Source organism: Saprospiraceae bacterium, assembly GCA_016715965.1.
In the GTDB taxonomy this organism is placed as follows: Bacteria; Bacteroidota; Bacteroidia; order Chitinophagales; family Saprospiraceae; genus Vicinibacter.
The window spans coordinates 2102229-2120852 of the sequence record JADJXG010000001.1 but is presented as its reverse complement, the minus strand read 5'-3'; the positions used below and the strand labels follow the sequence as shown (position 1 = coordinate 2120852).

The 18624-nt window shown below is 42.6% G+C and carries 1 protein-coding gene; it reads right to left on the bottom strand.

Annotated features, from left to right (window positions below; genetic code table 11):
• Nucleotides 1-237 precede the first annotated feature (237 nt).
• Nucleotides 238-18555 (bottom strand): DUF11 domain-containing protein, encoded by an 18318-nt coding sequence (locus tag IPM48_07965; GenBank protein MBK9271519.1) that lies wholly within the window; start codon nt 18553-18555, stop codon nt 238-240.
• Between the last annotated feature and the right edge of the window lie 69 nt (nt 18556-18624).

Genomic DNA, 18624 nt, shown 5'->3' with positions numbered 1-18624 from the left:
TTCTTTCTGGAATTGGGTGCTATTTTTAAAAATAACTTTCATTTCAAGACTTACCTTTCAAGCTAAATTTTCCAAATGATCAAGACTTTTATAAATCAGTTCATTTAATTTTTTGCTATTGGGAATAAACTTTTTTAAACCCACCCGACGAATTAATTCACTAAATCCTTATCCTAATTCAGTCCCTGATTTAAATTAAATCAGGGACTGAATGAAGGATGTATATAATTCAACATATTATCTGCTTACTGTAAACTTCTTATTGATCAAGCCTGTAGCTGTTCTTATCTGCAAATTGTAGTGTCCAGGCAACAGTAGATCTGTTGGCAATATTTCTGTATATTTTCCTGATACCCTCCAACCACCAAAAGGCTGAGTCAATACATTTTTACCATTCTCGTCATAAACGGTAGCATTCAGATAGCTATCCTCATTGATCCACAATTCTACTTTGAGCTGATCATCCACAGGGTTTGGATAAATTTCCACCTCAAATCCTTTTGCTCGATCAACCTTAATTGAAATGGTATTGCTGTAAGTATAGTCACCGTTGAGATCAAGTTGTTTGATTCGGTAATAATAGACTCCAAATTTTACGACCTGATGGTCATCAAAATGATAATCGTGAATACTGGCCTGCGCATCTTGAGAGGCTGAAACCTGACCTAATTCTGTGTATCCGGCTTCACTTTCATGCCTTCTTTCGATAACAAAATGTGAATTATTAATTTCAAATCCCGTGGACCAATCAAGTTCAGTGAAACTACCATTGTAATGACCTTCGAAACTCAACCACTCTAAAGGAAGTATTCCTGCAACAAGACCTGCGTCAATATATGGCAATGCATCTCCTGCCAACAATCGGTACACCTTGGTAGTACCATATCCTTTAGAACCGGTCACATCACTGTCCGTTTGATCTGATCCCACTTTAGGATGGGTAAAGCCATACTGTACCGGCGGGCTAAACTTAACATAAAAGTCTCCCTGAGGCACTCCATCCAGCATGTAGGTACCATCAAATCCGGTAATATCCATACTCACCATTGTACCAGCCAAATTATAAGCTGTGACTACCACTCCCGAAATTGGTTTTTCCAAAACATCCTGAACTCCGTTGACGTTGGCATCCAACCAAACCCTGTCACCAATGGTCGCTTTGTCCTGGAAGCCCGCACCAATGTTGAGCAACATGTCTCCACTGCCAACGGTGAACTTTTTGGTGGAGTTCAAACCGTTTTCATGGCTGATATCGCTGTCTTTATCAGGATTTCCTCCCTGATAAGGATTGGATGCAGCTAAATGTCCCGGACGGTCAAATCTGATGTAGTACATACCCGGTTTGACGCAATTAAACTTATAATAACCGTCGTTGGATGGTGTTGAAGGATCCACCGCTGTAATAAGGGTAGAAATTACTGCCCCGGTCATCGCATCGATGAGGAATACTTTTAAGCCGTTGATTCCATTTTCATTTACATCAAAAATACCATCCTTATCGACATCAAAATAAACTCTACCACTGAGCATCACACATCTTACCAAACCTGCAGCCCAGGTCAGATCGTCTTCTCCAGGACTCAAATAAGTTGTAGCATTTGTGCGTGGACCGTTGCTATTCTCAACATCACTATCCCTCAGGTCACTGCCAATATTGGCCAATGAAAAGTTATAACCTGCAGGTAAATCATATCTGGCATAATAGCTTCCGGGTAATAACTTGTCGAAGAGATAGAATCCATTGGCACCGGAAGTCGTCGTTTTGACTACTGTATGGGTGTTGGCATTGAATAAACTAACCAAGACTCCTCCAACTCCGTCTTCTCCCGGATCCTGAATACCATCGCCATTATCATCTTCCCAGATAAACACTCCATAAGATGCCAATCTCACCAATCCTGCATCATAAGAAAGCATAATTGTGCCAGGTTCAACTCTAACGCATGGCCCCATACCGGCGGCGTTAAAATCGTTGTCAAGTTCGCGATCAGGACCTTGATTTTGCAAACCTACCCCATAACCAGAAGGTATAGTATTATGATCCAATTGGATGGCATAATTATTAAACGGAATCAAGAAGTCAAATAAATACTTACCGTTAATATCTGTAGTATCTCTCCTCACTACGGTACCGTTAGCACAATCTATCAATTTAACGATGATGTTTGGTAATCCTGGTTCTCCCGGATCCTGAATACCATCGCCATCAAGATCATCCCAAACGCGATCTCCAATAGTAGCAGTCACTTTGATATTTTCAAAGTCATGGTCATCTTCGTCTTCATTTTCAGCTTGGCCATTGCCATCGATCAAATTATCCCAAGGATGGTTTTCAACCACTTGTCTTTCCCATGCTGAATTCGTATTTGGTCGGCTGTCTGCATCATCCAAATCTCTCACATTATTCAGAGAATCTCTTACTGATCTGAGTTCAACGTAATTATCCCAATCTGTAATGGAAGGAACTGCTGCAATTTTAACCACAAGACTCAATGCTATTTCAACACTGTCTTTTGGTCTTAATAATGGTGCATGAGTATAGGTCAAAGTACTTCCTGCCAAACTCCAACCCGGATTATCAATGGCGTTAAACTGATATCCAGCAGACAGATAATCGCTGATGACAATGTTTCTTCCTGAGATATTTCCTTGATTAAAGAGTTTGATTCTGAATGGAACGCTTTCTCCGATGGTATAGAAAGTCTTTTTGTTGAAGACTGTTTTGCGCAAAGCAAAATCCAGAACCGGAGCTTCAGAAGGATCGTGATCATCCTCATCTGCCGGATTATTGATTTCATTGTCAATAGGAGTACCATCATCGTCTTTTGTTCCTCCCGGCGTGCTATCAAAATCAGATAGAACATTGCCTAGTGAATCAAAACCTGTTCTTATTTCAGCAATATTGTTCCAGGCATCCTTGCTAACTAAATTTGGAACCACTCTTAAATTGATCGTCATTTTAGCACTATCGGCTGGTATGATTTTCCCAATAAGAGTTCTTGTAGCCTCTTTTGTGATAGCGTTATAAGTCCATCCAGGATTGCTGCTGGCTTCAAACACTAAACCGTCTGGAATATAATCTACAATAAGCGGATTGGATGAAGCAATACTACCTTGATTAAAGACAGTTATTTCAAATGGAACAACCTGATTATAAACTAAAGGAAGTGTTCCTTTCAAAATTTTTCTCAAAGCCAAATCAAACACTTCAAATCCAGCCGGATCATGATCGTCCTCTTCACCACCTTTATCAAAGCTGGTGATGTTGTTATCAGCTGGATCCCCTTGTTTGACACTTCTTTCTACTGCATTGTTTGAATTAGGATTGCTATCCAAATCTTCCAAAGAGCGATCTACACCCCCTATATCTCTGAAAGATCTCACCTCCACCTGGTTGTTCCAGGCATTGTAAGCTGCACTCCTAACCACTCTTAATCTCAAATTAACCGATGTACTACCCCCGGCAGGGATTGATGCAATGCTGTTGTAATTCAACAAGCCTGGATTAATTTGCGACCAGCCCGGTAAATTATCTGCAGGGTTGAAAGTAAATCCACTAGGCAGGTAATCGTTTAAAACAATATTGGTCAGGTCTATATTCCCCTGATTAAATACATCTATTTTAAAAGTCAATAATTGATCGTATGCATATGGCGCTGGCTCAACAATTGTCACTCTTAATGCCACATCCACGATATCAATATCATCGCATACTTTATTGGACTCTTCCGGAATTCCGTCGTTGTTGATATCAAGTAAAGATTCGTTGAAGACTCCCTCTCCGGCACTCGGTTGATTAGGAATCGTGAAGCCACAGTTCCTATAGACATTGTCGCCTCCACTACCCGGTTTTAAATCAACTGTTGCTTTGATTGTAAGGTTATAAGTGTGAATAGCACCAGGAAGTATGCTTTGATCATTGGCCAGCATCCACGGGCCTGTGCCTGCTAAATTACCGCCAGGGTTGGAAGGCGCAGAAGATGTATATGAAGCCTGATTAATACTTAAATCATCGTCAAAGCCTGGTTTGTCTGTAAGGTCATAAGTTCCTGTGGCGGCACCAAGGTTTCTCACCGTCAGCTGGTACTGGATCGTGTGCATTCCATTCCCCAGAGGAGTGATACTTGATACGGTTTTTGTACTGGTAATATATGGAAGATCACCACAAGTTTCGTCTGTATCTTCAGGTCTGCCATCGTTGTTAATGTCAAGAGTAGATCTATTATAAAGTCCTTCTCCAACATTTGGATCATTAGGAATCGATTGGCCACATTTGGTGTAGATATTATTTCCTCCGCTTGCAGGACTTAGGTCTATAGTCACTATAACTTTAAGTATATAATTGTGAGTCGAACCCGGAGTAATTAATTGATCATTGGCCAACTGCCAGGGTCCCAATCCCGCTAAGCTTGTACCGGAATTGCCAGGGGCATTGCTGGAAAATGATGCACTACTAATTGTAATATCATCATCAAAACCCGGCGCGTCCAACAAATCATAGATACCATTGGATCCTCCCTGATTCGTGACATTGAGCTGATAGCTGACCTCATACATATGGCCGCCCAAATTGGTGATACCAGAAATTGTTTTTGTACTCACTACATAAGGTAAATCGCCACATGCTACATCTTCATCTTCATAAACACCATCGTTATTGATATCCAGGTTTGATCTGTTATATAATCCCTCTCCCGGACTTGGATTTAAGGCTACAGCCTGACCACATTTTGTATACACATTATTACCGGAGCTTCCCGCAGACAGGTCAATGCCAACAACCAAGGTAAGTGTAAAATTGTGGCTTGCACCCGGTGCAATTGACTGATCATTTGCCAAAGTCCATGGACCAGCAAGAGGCAATACTCCACCAGGAGTTCCAGGAGCATTTGATACATAATTAGCGCTGATAATACTAATGTCGTCGTCAAATGCAGGTGTATCCAAGAGGTCATAAGTACCATTGGCACCTCCTGAATTCTGAACGTTTAACAAGTAAGTTACCTGATACCTGTGATCACCCAAATTGGTCGTACTGGTCAAAGTTTTGGAGCTGAAGACATAAGGCAAATCACCACAAGCTTCTTTTGTTTCATCAGGAATACCATCTTCATTAGCATCTAATCTTGATTGGTTGTACAATCCTTCACCCGGTGCAGGATCTGCGGTGATTGCAGAACCGCATTTAGTATAACTGTTATTACCCGAAGACAATGGATTCAAATCGATGGTAACGTGAACTGTTAACTGATAGGTATGCATTCCTCCTGCAAGAATTGCTTGATTGTTTGCCAATACCCACGGACCTGATCCGGCTAAAGCGCCTCCAGGATTTGCAGGTGCGTTAGAACTGAAACTCGCAGAATTAATGCTGATGTCATCATCGAATCCCGGGATATCTGTCAGGTCATATTGACCATTGGCGCCTCCGAGATTTCTTACGACCACTTGGTAATTAATCTGATATTTATTTCCTCCGTTTGATACGGTGCTCACCAATGTTTTTTCATGGGTGATGTAAGGTAAATCTCCACAAGTTTCCTTGGTATCTTCTGGAATTCCGTCGTCGTTATGATCAATTCTCGATTGATTGTATAAACCTTCTCCGCTGGTTGGGTCATTAGGAATCACTGCTCCACATTTTGTGTAAACATTATTTCCTCCTGAACCAGTAGAAAGATCCAGAGTCACTTTTACTAAAACAGTATAGGTCTGAGTTGATTTCGGATCTATAGTTTGGTTATTTGCCAATATCCATGGGCCTGCCAATGCCAGTGCAGAACCAGGTTTTCCTGGAATATTTGTTGTGAACGAAGCTGCTTGGATTGCAATATCGTCATCAAATCCCGGCAAGTCTGTCAGATCATAAACTCCTTGGCTACCACCGTCATTTCTCACCACGATATTGTAGCTGACATGATACATATTGGATCCAAGTGGAGTAATGCTGCTGATTGTTTTTTCATGGGCAACGTATGGAAGATCACCGCATGCTCTGTTGGTAATATCTGGTACTCCATCATTGTTAAGGTCCACTCTTGCTTCATTAAACAAGCCTTCACCCGGAATTGGATTTCCAGGATTGCTCTGACCACAAGAATTATACACATTATTTCCACCGGAACCTGCCTTCAGATCAATGGTAACTTTAAAGCTCAGAGTATAAGTCTGGATGGCACCTGCAGGAATGTTTTGATCATTCGCCAAAGTCCATGGACCGGTTCCTGCCAAAACACCTCCTGGGTTTCCAACTACGGTGCTTGTGTAACTTACATTATTGATCGTGATATCATCATCAAAACCAGGGGCATCTGTCAGGTCATAAGTACCAGAAGCGCCACCTAGATTTCTTACCGTAATATCATAGCTTACATTGTACATGTTTCCACCAAGAGAACTGATTCCTCCCACCGTTTTGCTGCTAGTGATAAATGGAAGATCTCCACAGGTTTCCTTGGTTTCTTCAGGAACCCCATCATTATTAGAGTCCAATCTTGATTGGTTGTACAAACCTTCACCCGTGTTAGGATCTCCAGGCGTGGTTGCACCACATTTGGTATAGATATTATTTCCACCAGATGCAGGATTCAGATCCAGAGTCACTTTAAGCACTACGGTGTAGGTATGAGTGGCTCCGGCTAATATTCCCTGATCGTTTGCCAGGGTCCACGGACCAGTAGTATTCAATGCAGCACCCGGATTACCAGGAGCAGAAGAAGTATAACTACTTGTATTAATGGTGATGTCATCATCCAATCCTGGTAAGTCAGTCAGATCATAATTACCATTTGCTCCTCCAATATTTCTGACCAGAATCTGGTAGCTAATATTGTACATATTACCGCCTAGTGGGGTAATATTTTGAATCGTTTTTTCGTGAGTTACATATGGAATGTCGGCACAAACCTCATCAGTTTCTTCCGGAATACCATCGTTGTTGCTATCCATTCTCAATTCATTATACAGACCTTCGCCTGGTGCAGGATTGCCTGGAGTGACATTGCCGCATTTGGTATAAACATTATCGCCGGATGATAATGGACTTAAATCCAGAGTGACGTTGATCGTCAAAGTATAGGTATGAGTGGCTCCTGGTAAAATTGTTAAGATATTAGCCAAAGACCATGGTCCGGCACCAATGAGCGCACCACCAGGATTACCTGGAGCAGTGGATGTATAGGAAGCTGAATTAATACTGATGTCATCATCAAAGCCGGGAGCATCTACCAAATTGTAATTGCCGTTGACAGCTCCAAGATTTCTGACAACCAGCTGATAGCTGACAGCATATTTATTTGCACCCAATGGAGTGATTGAGCTCACCGTTTTAGAACTTGTCACGTAAGGGACATCTCCACATACTTCATCTGTTTCTTCAGGAATTCCGTCATTGTTGACATCGATTCTTGATTCATTGTAAAGACCTTCGCCTGGTGCAGGATTGCCTGGAGTGACATTGCCGCATTTGGTATAAACATTATCGCCTCCGGAACCTGGTTCTAAATCCAAACTTACTTTTATTGTCAACAAATAAGTGTGAATGGCACCAGCAGAAATTCCTAAATCATTTGCAAGCATCCAGGGGCCTGAACCTGCTAGTGCAGAGCCTGGATTTCCTGGAGCTGTCGATGTGAAGGATGCGTTATTGATTGTAAAGTCATTGTCGAATCCCTGAGCATCAATTAAATCATATTGGCCTGTTGTTCCACCAATATTTCTGACTACAATTTGATAACTTACATTGTACATATTTGCACCCAGAGGCACTATCGATGCAATGGTTTTATCATGTATAATGTATGGTACATCACCGCAAACTTCATCTGTTTCTTCAGGTACTCCATCATTATTTGTATCGAGTAATGCCTGGTTGTAAAGCCCTTCTCCAGGTGCAGGATTTCCTGGAGTAATTTGGCCACATTTGGTGTACACATTATTACCAGGAGAATTTGGAGATAGATCCAGAGTAATTTTTACTGTGATGGTATAACTATGAGTTGCTCCTGCCAGGATGGCTTGATCGTTTGCAAGAGACCAAGGTCCTGTTCCAAGAAGGGCTCCTCCAGGTACACCGGGTGCTGTACTTGTATAAGAGGCATTGTTGATGGTAATATCATCGTCAAAGCCCGGTATATCAACCAAGTCATATTGACCCGGTAATCCACCAAGATTTCTAACTGTCATGACATAGGTAACATTGTACATGTTTCCACCAAGATTGGTAATACCGGAAATGGTTTTTTCATTGGTGATAAACGGTAAATCAGAACAAACTTCATCCGTTTCATCGGCAATTCCGTCATTGTTAAAATCAAGCCTTGATTGATTGTACAAGGCTTCTCCCGGAGCCGGATCACCGAACACTGCGGTACCACAGGCTCTGTATAAATTATCTCCGCCAGACCCAGGAGCCAGATCCAGATTCGTTCTAATCAATACCGTATAAGTATGGGTACTTCCAGCAGGAATGGTTTGATCGTTGGCTAATAACCAAGGCCCTGAGCCCAATAAGTTATTACCAGGATTTCCAACCACATTAGAAGTATAAGAAGAAGTGATGATCGTAAAATCATTATCAAATCCAGGAGCATCGGTTAAATCATATTGTCCGGTGGCGCCTCCAATATTTCTCACTTCAATCTGGTAGCTTACGTTGTAAGTATTGGCTCCGACAGGAGTTATGCTCAACACTGTTTTATCATGTGTAATGTATGGCAGATCGCCACAAACCTCATCTGTATCATCCGGAATTCCATCGTTGTTGGTATCCAATAAAGCCTGATTATACAAACCTTCACCGGCTACAGGATCTCCAGGAGTAGCTTGTCCACATTTTGTATACACATTGTTTCCTCCGGAAAGAGGGCTCAAATCCAGGGTTACTTTGACCGTGATAGTATAAACATGGTTGGCTCCCGCAAGAATATTTTGATCGTTTGCAAGAGTCCAAGGTCCAATTCCTGCCAGAACACCACCCGCATTACCAGGAGCAGTACTTGTAAACGAAGCACTGACTATACTGATATCGTTATCAAATCCAGGTACGTCTATGAGGTCGTATTGACCTACAGCACCTCCTGTATTTCTTACAGTCATCTGATAAGTCACGTTATACATATTTCCACCTAAATTGGTGATGCCTGTAAGCGTTTTAGAATTGGTAATGAAAGGCACATCTGAACAGACTTCATCCGTCTCATCAGCAATGCCGTCATTATTTACATCGAGTCTGGATTGGTTGTATAAACCTTCCCCTGCGCTTGGATCACCAAGTACTTGGGTTCCACAAGATCTGTAAAAATTATCTCCTGAAGAACCAGGATTCAGATCCAAGGTAGTTTTAACAAGGACCGTATACGTATAAGTTGCAGAAACCAGAATGGACTGGTTATTTGCAAGGGTCCAAGGTCCATTACCAGCTAATGCTGAGCCTGGATTGCCAGGGGCAGTAGAAGTATAAGAAGACGATACAATGGTAAAGTCATCATCAAATCCAGGAATATCAGAAAGGTTGTATTGACCGGTTGCTCCGCCAGTATTGGTAACCACAATTTGATAACTTACATTATACATATTGCTGCCAAGATGTACGATTGAACTGATCGTTTTGTCGTGGCTCAGGTAAGGTAAGTCTCCACAAGCCACATCAGTCTGTTCAGGAATTCCATCGTTGTTGGTATCAATTCTGGACAAATTAAACAATCCTTCTCCTGCAATAGGATTGCCCGGAGTTGTTTGTTCGCATTTTCTGTAAACGTTGTCACCTGAAGAACCTGGTTTCAAATCCAGACTTACTTTGACTACAATCACATAAGTTTGAGTTGCGCCTGCCAGGATGTTTTGATCATTGGCCAATTGCCAAGGACCTGAACCTAATAAAGCCGCTCCGGGATTTCCACCCACATTGGAGGTATAGCTTGCGCTCAAAATACTGATGTCATCATCAAAGCCAGGAGCATCAAATAAATCATAAGGACCAGAGACTCCTCCGGTATTTCTCACCACAATATTGTAAGTGATATTGTACATATTTGAACCCAGGTTTTGGATGCTTCCTAAAGTTTTATCGTGAGTGATATAAGGCAAATCACCACATACCTCGCTGGTAATTTCCGGAATTCCATCATTGTTGATATCTACTGTAGACTGATTGTACAATCCTTGGGAAGCAGTCGGATCACCCGGAGTACCTTGTTCACATTTTGTATAAACGTTATCTCCTCCGGAACCCGGTGATAGATCCAGGGTCACTCTGACAGTTAAAGTATAAGAATGAGTTGCGCCAGGTAAGATTGATTGGTCATTCGCCAGTGTCCAAGGACCGCTACCTGCTAATGCAGAACCTGGATTAGCCGGTGCGTTTGATGTGTAAGAAGCACTGTTGATGGCGATGTCATTTTCAAATCCCGGAGTATCCAGGAGATCATATTGTCCATTAGCCCCACCGATATTTGTGACCACCACCTGATATACTACGTTGTGCTGATTTCCACCAAGCGGAGTGATGCTACTGATCGTTTTTGTACTGATCAGATAAGGTAGATCGCCACAAACTTCGTCTGATTCTTCAAATACACCATCATCGTTAGTGTCGATATTTGATTTATTGAATAAGCCTTCGCCAGCGATGGGTGTTCCAGGAATAGATTGTCCGCATTTCGTATAAATATTATTTCCTGACGAACCGACTTTAAGATCCAGGGTCACTTTTACTGCAAGCTGATAAGTGTGGATTGAGCCAATGCCAATGCTTTGATTGTTTGCAAGAATCCATGGACCATTACCAGCTAAAGCAGCGCCTGGGTTTCCAGGTGCATTAGAGGTATAACTGCTTGTATTAATACTAATATCATCATCAAATGACGGAATATCATTTAAATCATATTGAGAAGCAACACCACCAAGATTTCTTACGATGATCTGATAATTTACCTGATACATATTTGCTCCCAAATTGGTGATTGAAGCAATCGTTTTATCATGAGTGATGTATGGGATGTCGCCACAAGCTTCCTGAGTTTCTTCAGGAATGCCATCATTGTTGGTATCCAATCTTGAAGAATTGTACAATGCTTCTCCCGGAGATGGATTCCCCGGAATGGCTTGTCCGCATTTTGTGTATACATTATTTCCTCCCGATGCAGGATTTAAATTAATAGTCGCACTCACAGTAAGCGTGTAAGTATGCGTTCCGCCGGAAACTATGGCCTGATCATTTGCAAGCACCCAAGGTGCTACTCCTAAGGCTGACCCGGGATTCCCCGGAGCATTGCTGGTGTAAGATGCATTGTTAATAACAATGTCATCATCAAATGATGGTACATCACTTAAATCATATTGGCCAGCGCCTCCAGAATTTGTAACAACAATTGAGTAAACAACACTGTACGTGTATGCTCCTGTTTGAGTTGCTGAAACAAAATTCTTTGTATGTCTGATAACCGGCAAGCAATTTACCGGTGCAGTATAGTTTACGGTTTTAGAACAATTTGCCCCACCGCTAAATATTGCCGTTACAGTATGGACAGCGCCATCTGCCACCAATCCATTTAGAATATATGCCTGCGGGCTTGTAAATGGAGCATTGAAGACTTGCTGAACAGCCCCGACACTAACAGTTAAAGTACCACTTGTCGGAGGATTCAGGAAGCTCATGGTTCCGCTTACACTGTATAAATTATTTAATGAATTACAAGCTCCTGGAGTGGCAGTCATGCTGCTGATGCCTTGTTCTATAACTGTACCTGAGCTTGTTTTTGTACATTGGTTTGCATCGGTTACCGTGAGATTAAAAGTACCCGGACTCAAATTGCTGAGATTTGGTATTACCTGTCCGTTGCTCCAAATATAGGAATAGGCCATGACTCCTCCGGACACATTGGCTTGAGCCGTACCATTATTTTGTCCAATACATGCAGGAGTTGTACTGACTGTAACAACTGGTGTAGGATTCACCGTAACATCTACTGTAAAGCTGTTACCAACACATCCGTTTGGTGCTGTTGGTATGACGGTATATCTTACTATCCCTGAAGCAAAATTACTTGAATTGCTTAAGGTCTGTGCAATGCTGGAGCCACAGGCTGCAGCACAATTACTGAAGCCAGTAATCAAAGCCCCAGAAAAATGGGACGCTGTCCAAGTGAATGTTGTACCAAATACAGTAGAATTAAGTGGAATGCTCGTGCTTAATCCACTACATATTGTTTGAGGAGTTGCAGATCCTATAGGGCCTTGGGTAACTGTCACCCTTGCAGTGTCCTTGCAATTGCTTGCATTGGTATATATAAAATTATAAACGCCCAGTGCACTAAAGTCTCTGATTTCAGTCGTAGCTGAAGATGGATCAACAATAGTTGCTGTGCCCGGATTACCGGTCTGAGCGGTCCATGTTCCACTACCTGAACCAGTCATGTTGGTTGATCCTCCAGGAAAGCTGTTGACGCAGCTCACTGTTTTATCAGAGCCGGCATTGGGTTTTGCGGTGACAATCACACTGGCAGTATCCGAACAATTACTACCGTTTGTCCAAATAAAATTGTAAGTACCAGCATTTGAAAAATTAGTGATGGTTGTGTTTGAAGAACTGTAATTGGTAATCGATGCTGTTCCTGGATTTCCTGCCTGGGCAGCCCATGTACCTGTACCGGTCCCAGCCATGGTGGCAGAGCCTCCTGGGAAGGAAGCCACACAATTTACATTTTGATCGGGTCCTGCATCAGGTTTGGAAGTTACAATGACCCTTGCTGTATCGGTACAATTACTACCATTCGTCCAAATAAAACTATATGTCCCAATTACTGAGAAGTTAGTTATAGTTGTTGTTGGTGAACCTGAATTGGTGATGGATGCCGATCCCGGATTACCAGCCTGAGCAGTCCATGTTCCTGTACCGGTTCCGGCCATGGTAGCCGAACCTCCTGGAAATGAAATCACACAGCTTACATTTTGATCAACACCTGCATTTGGTTTGGCAGTCACGGTCACACTAGCTGTATCTGTGCAATTGCTGGCGTTGGTCCAGATGAAATTATAAGTACCCGCTACAGAAAAATTGGTTATGGTTGTAGTTGGTGAACTGGTATTTGTGATAGATGCTGTTCCAGGATTTCCTGCCTGAGCACTCCAGATACCTGTGCCGGTTCCGGCCATGGTTGCAGAACCACCAGGGAAGGCGGCCACACAGTTTACATTCTGATCAGCACCTGCATTTGGTTTGGCTGTGACTGTCACACTCGCAGTATCGGTACAATTACTTGCATTGGTCCAGATAAAATGATAGGTTCCTGCTACAGAGAAATTACTTATAGAAGTAGTTGGTGATGTCGTATTCGTGATCGATGCGCTACCTGGATTACCAGCCTGAGCACTCCAGGTGCCTGTACCGGTTGCGGCCATAGTAGCCGAACCACCAGGGAAGGCGGCCACGCAGTTTACATTTTGATCAGCACCTGCATTTGGTTTGGCTGTAACAATCACTCTGGCGGTATCTGCACAATTGCTGCCATTGGTCCAAATAAAAGAATAAGTGCCTACAACAGAAAAATTGGTGATGGTAGTTGTGGGTGAACCAGTATTGGTGATGTTTGCACTACCTGGATTGCCAGCCTGTGCGGTCCACGTGCCACTTCCGGAAGCTGCCATCGTAGCAGTTCCTCCAGGGAAAGAGGTTACACAATTTACATTTTGGTCTGGCCCTGCATCAGGTTTGGAAGTTACAATGACCCTTGCTGTATCGGTACAATTGCTGCCATTTGTCCAAATAAAACTATAGGTACCTAATGCTGAAAAATTGGTGATGGTTGTCGTTGGTGAATTTGTATTGGTGATCGATGCAGTACCCGGATTTCCCGCCTGGGCAGTCCAAGTTCCGGTACCGGTTCCGGCCATGGTTGCAGATCCGCCTGGAAATGAAACCACACAGCTTACATTTTGATCGACTCCTGCATTTGGTTTAGCAGTCACCGTAATGCTTGCTGTATCGGTACAATTACTGGCGTTGGTCCAGATAAAATTATAAGTACCCGCTACTGAAAAATTGGTTATCGTCGTTGTTGGTGAAGTAGTATTCGTTATGGATGCTGTACCAGGATTTCCTGCCTGAGCGCTCCAGGTACCAGTACCTGTTCCTGCCATGCTAGCAGATCCTCCCGGAAATGAAGCTACACAGTTTACATTTTGATCAGCTCCAGCGTTTGGTTTTGCGGTCACAACGATACTCGCAGTATCAGTACAATTGCTGCCATTGGTCCAGATAAAATTATAAGTACCTGCTACTGAAAAACTGGTTATTGTTGTGGTTGGAGAACTTGTATTGGTGATGGATGCAGTTCCAGGATTTCCAGCCTGAGCGCTCCAAGTTCCACTTCCGGTAGCCGCCATCGTGGCAGATCCTCCAGGGAAAGATGCAACACAGTTTACATTTTGATCAGCTCCTGCGTTTGGTTTAGCAGTCACAATGACTCTGGCAGTATCTGCACAGTTGCTACCATTAGTCCAAATATAAGAATAAGTTCCTGCAACTGAAAAATTGGTGATTGTTGTAGTTGGTGAACTTGTATTTGTAATATTAGATGTACCTGGATTTCCCGCCTGGGCAGTCCATGTTCCTGAACCGGATGCTGCCATGGTAGCAGTTCCTCCGGGAAAGGAGGCTACACAATTTACATTTTGATCGGCTCCTGCGTCAGGTTTGGAAGTTACAATGACCCTTGCTGTATCGGTACAATTGCTGCCATTGGTCCATATAAAACTATAGGTACCTAATGCTGAAAAATTGGTGATGGTTGTCGTTGGTGAACTTGTATTGGTGATCGATGCAGTACCCGGATTTCCCGCCTGGGCAGTCCAAGTTCCGGTACCGGTTCCGGTCATGGTAGCCGATCCACCTGGAAATGAAACCACACAGCTTACATTTTGATCGGCTCCTGCATTTGGTTTAGCAGTCACCGTAACGCTTGCTGTATCGGTACAATTACTGGCGTTGGTCCAGATAAAATAATAGGTGCCCGCTACTGAAAAATTGGTGATCGTCGTTGTTGGTGAAGTAGTATTCGTTATGGATGCTGTTCCAGGATTTCCTGCCTGAGCAGTCCAAGTACCTGAACCGGTTCCGGCCATGGTGGCAGATCCACCAGGTAATGAAGTCAAACAAGTTATATTTTGATCAGATCCCGCATTCGGTTTGGCAGTCACGATCACGCTTGCAGTATCGGTACAATTGCTTGCGTTGGTCCAAATAAAATTATAAGTACCAGCAACAGAAAAATTGGTGATGGTTGTGGTAGGTGAGGTACTATTCGTTATAGAGGCAGTACCCGGGTTGCCAACCTGGGCAGTCCAAGTCCCACTTCCAACTGCCGCCATGGTAGCTGTACCGCCAGGTAAAACCGCGCAATTTACGTTTTGGTTAATTCCTGCATTTGGCTTAGCTGTAACGGTAATTTTCACAGTATCTTTTGCGCATGCAGTGGAATTGGTCCAAATAAAGAAATAATCACCTGCAACACTGAAATTTGTAATAGTAGTAGTGGGCGAACTCGTATTTGTGATAGTTGCCGTACCAGGATTTCCAGCCTGTGCAGTCCAAGTTCCTGTTCCAGTAGCAGTCATAGTAGAAGACCCGCCCGGCAAAGAAATACAGCTGACCGTTTTATCTGTTCCTGCAGTTGGTTTTACACAGATTAGGTAATCTTCTACCTCTCCGTTTGAAGCCGAAGCAGTTGATCTTTCATCAAGGGTTGAAGTCGAACCATCATCGCTTAGTGAGTTTGTAGTCAATCGCAATCTTAAGTATTGACCCGATGGAGCACCAGAAACCGTAACACCCGTCCAGTTTAAGGTTTTCGTTCCTGAAAATCCATTGGCAACGGAAGTTGAAGCTAACTCGGAAGCATTAAATACTCCGTCATTGTTAAAGTCAATCCAGCCATAAAGAGTAGCTGCCAATCCGGTGGTATTGATGATACTGTTTACATTAACGCTGATGTTTTGAGGTCCTCCTGCCTGATAAATCGGGAATGTTGAAATTCCATCTTCATCATCTATACCCGCGTTGTCATCTCCATTGGCATTGGCACCCGGAGTCGCTGCACCTTCAGAGTCAAGAGAATTGATTCTGATATTCGCGCAATCCAGGGTATGAGATGGCGCCCCATAGCTAGACGGTGCATCGCTATAATCAGATTCCAACAAAGAATTAAATAAAATGGAAAACAACACATGGGTATCATCCTGGGTAGGATTGCCGGTGTTCGATTTTTGTGTATCGAATCCTCCACTTACCACGGTTGGGGTATGAGAAGCGCTGTGGGTGGTAGTACCTACAAATATATTTGCACCTTTAACATATAGATGATTTGCTCCTCTTGGTGCACCTGTATCCCCAAGGTAGTCATTGTATTGTCCGCCAATATTTGTGGCGTATTGAAGGGTAGTAACCGATTGGTTAAAACCTGCAAAAAACATATCCAAGCCACCACTATTACTAGAGTTATAGAATGGGTCACTTCCAATATTTACAGTAGGAATTCCAGCTTCTGCAGTACCAAATACCAATAAGAATGATTGTACCGAACCATCACAATTTGTTTGAGAAACTTGCTGAACTCCGGATCCGATTTCACTGCCAGGTCCTCCGAAAAAGGTGGCAGCGTATCCCGAACTACCCGCACTGTTTACAACACCTACGACCGCGTCTGTTTCTCCATTGTGACTTGTATCATAGGTTCCACCAGTTGTAGGATAACCTGAAGAAACGGAACCTGTAAATGCAATTAATCCGTTTACAATTTCAACGTCATTAAATTGATCTGCGTTAGCGCCCCCAATCTCCTCTCGGTAATTAAAAGCTGTACCGGTGCTATTCAACACACCGATAAATCCATCCAGGTTGCCATTGCTATTACTGCCACTTGAAGCAGGATTGGTTTCTGTCAAGCTGGCGTCTGTATTATTTCCCCAACCAGCGAAAGCCACTCTTCCGTCAGCAAAAACTTCAATGTCGTTAAGGGTTTCTTCTTCTCCACCTCCAACATAGGTGCCCCAGTCGATGGAATTAAAACTAGAAAATTTAGCAATATATCCGTCTGCATCACCACTGAAACTATTATCTGCCACCCCTGAGGTAATGTAAGCTGCGTCTAAAGCCGCAGTCACGGTTGCACAAAATATATATGAATTATCACTGAGTGCTCTGATAGACGGAACCCCCAGGTTTTCTGTTCCTGTACTTCCAATGTAAGTTGAGTAATGAAGTGTACCCAGATCTTTAGAAAAGACTGCGATAAAACCGTCATTACCATTTCTTGTACCATCAAATGGTGATCCTGTCATGGGAAGATTGACGGTAGTTCGACCACCAATAAATACATTATTTGTTGACAAACTTAATGCATAAGCAGCGACCTCATTTGATCCACTTACAGCATCCGGACCATATAAGGTCAAATCTATCAAATCATTTCCGCTACTACTAACCCTGTAAACCATAGCGACCCTTGGAGTCGCACCGGTACCAAAACCTGTAATTACATTTTTATATCCATTGGCATCATAAGGAGGAGAAGCAGTCGCGATCTGACGATTTGATGCTCCTGCACAATATACGATTCCATCAGTGGGATCCACTTGAATACCAAAAAGGTATTGATCAAAATCCGGATCGTTACCATCCATAAACGTGCCCCAGCTCAAAGTAGGGTCAATAACCAATGGCAATTGAGGATCAATTTTTGAATTGGTTTTAAAACTGACGTGATTGTCATCAGTTTTAAAAGCAAAATTAACCGGTACTTTGCCAGTTTCTGCAACCTGATAAGATTCAGGTATATTAAATTTGATGTCTCTAAATCTTAAACCAACATTTAATTCACCCTTCTTACCGATAGATAATTTATCCTGTCCATCAAACAATAAGTTAATCTTAGAGTAATCTGCGCCGGGCTCCATCACCCAGTCAAATTCAAGTGAACCGTCTTCGTTGCTATACAATCTGATGTCAATTCCAGGATAAACATCTTCGAGGGTAATGTCTTTTGCTGCACTGACCCCGGATACCCATTTACTTTCGTCTGTTCCTAAAAAGAAATTGTACCTGGTAGAAAAAGAATTTCCCAATACCAATTTTGGATTGGGATTGGATTCTACAAACTCCATAGAAAAACTATGTTGCGAGGTCAGAATTTTCTCATCCTCTGTCACTGGCTTGTTATCTTTATCTTTCAACATAGGAGATTCTTTCTTCATCGTAATGTAATCATTGGCAACAAATCTCAATTTGTTGTTCATTACGAGGACTGTTCCTTGTTTTCCCTCTAAATAATACTTTACTTCAGGAATCGGAACCTGACCCTTATTCTCCATAAAACGAATGATTTCTGCATTCTTTTTAAGGGTTTCCTTAACCCTCAAACTATGCACAGAGTCCGGATGGATCTTAAGTTTTTGCCCATTTATTTCTGCAAATGATAAAAAAAGAAAGACAAGGGAAAGCAATTTAGATGCCGATTTTGGCAGCAATCTAAATTGCTGAGTTGAAGTAGCGCAAGTAGACATAGCTGTAATTTTAATTTACAAGATTATATGTTGATTTTTCTTTTTATTCTATAGTTAATGTTTAGATGA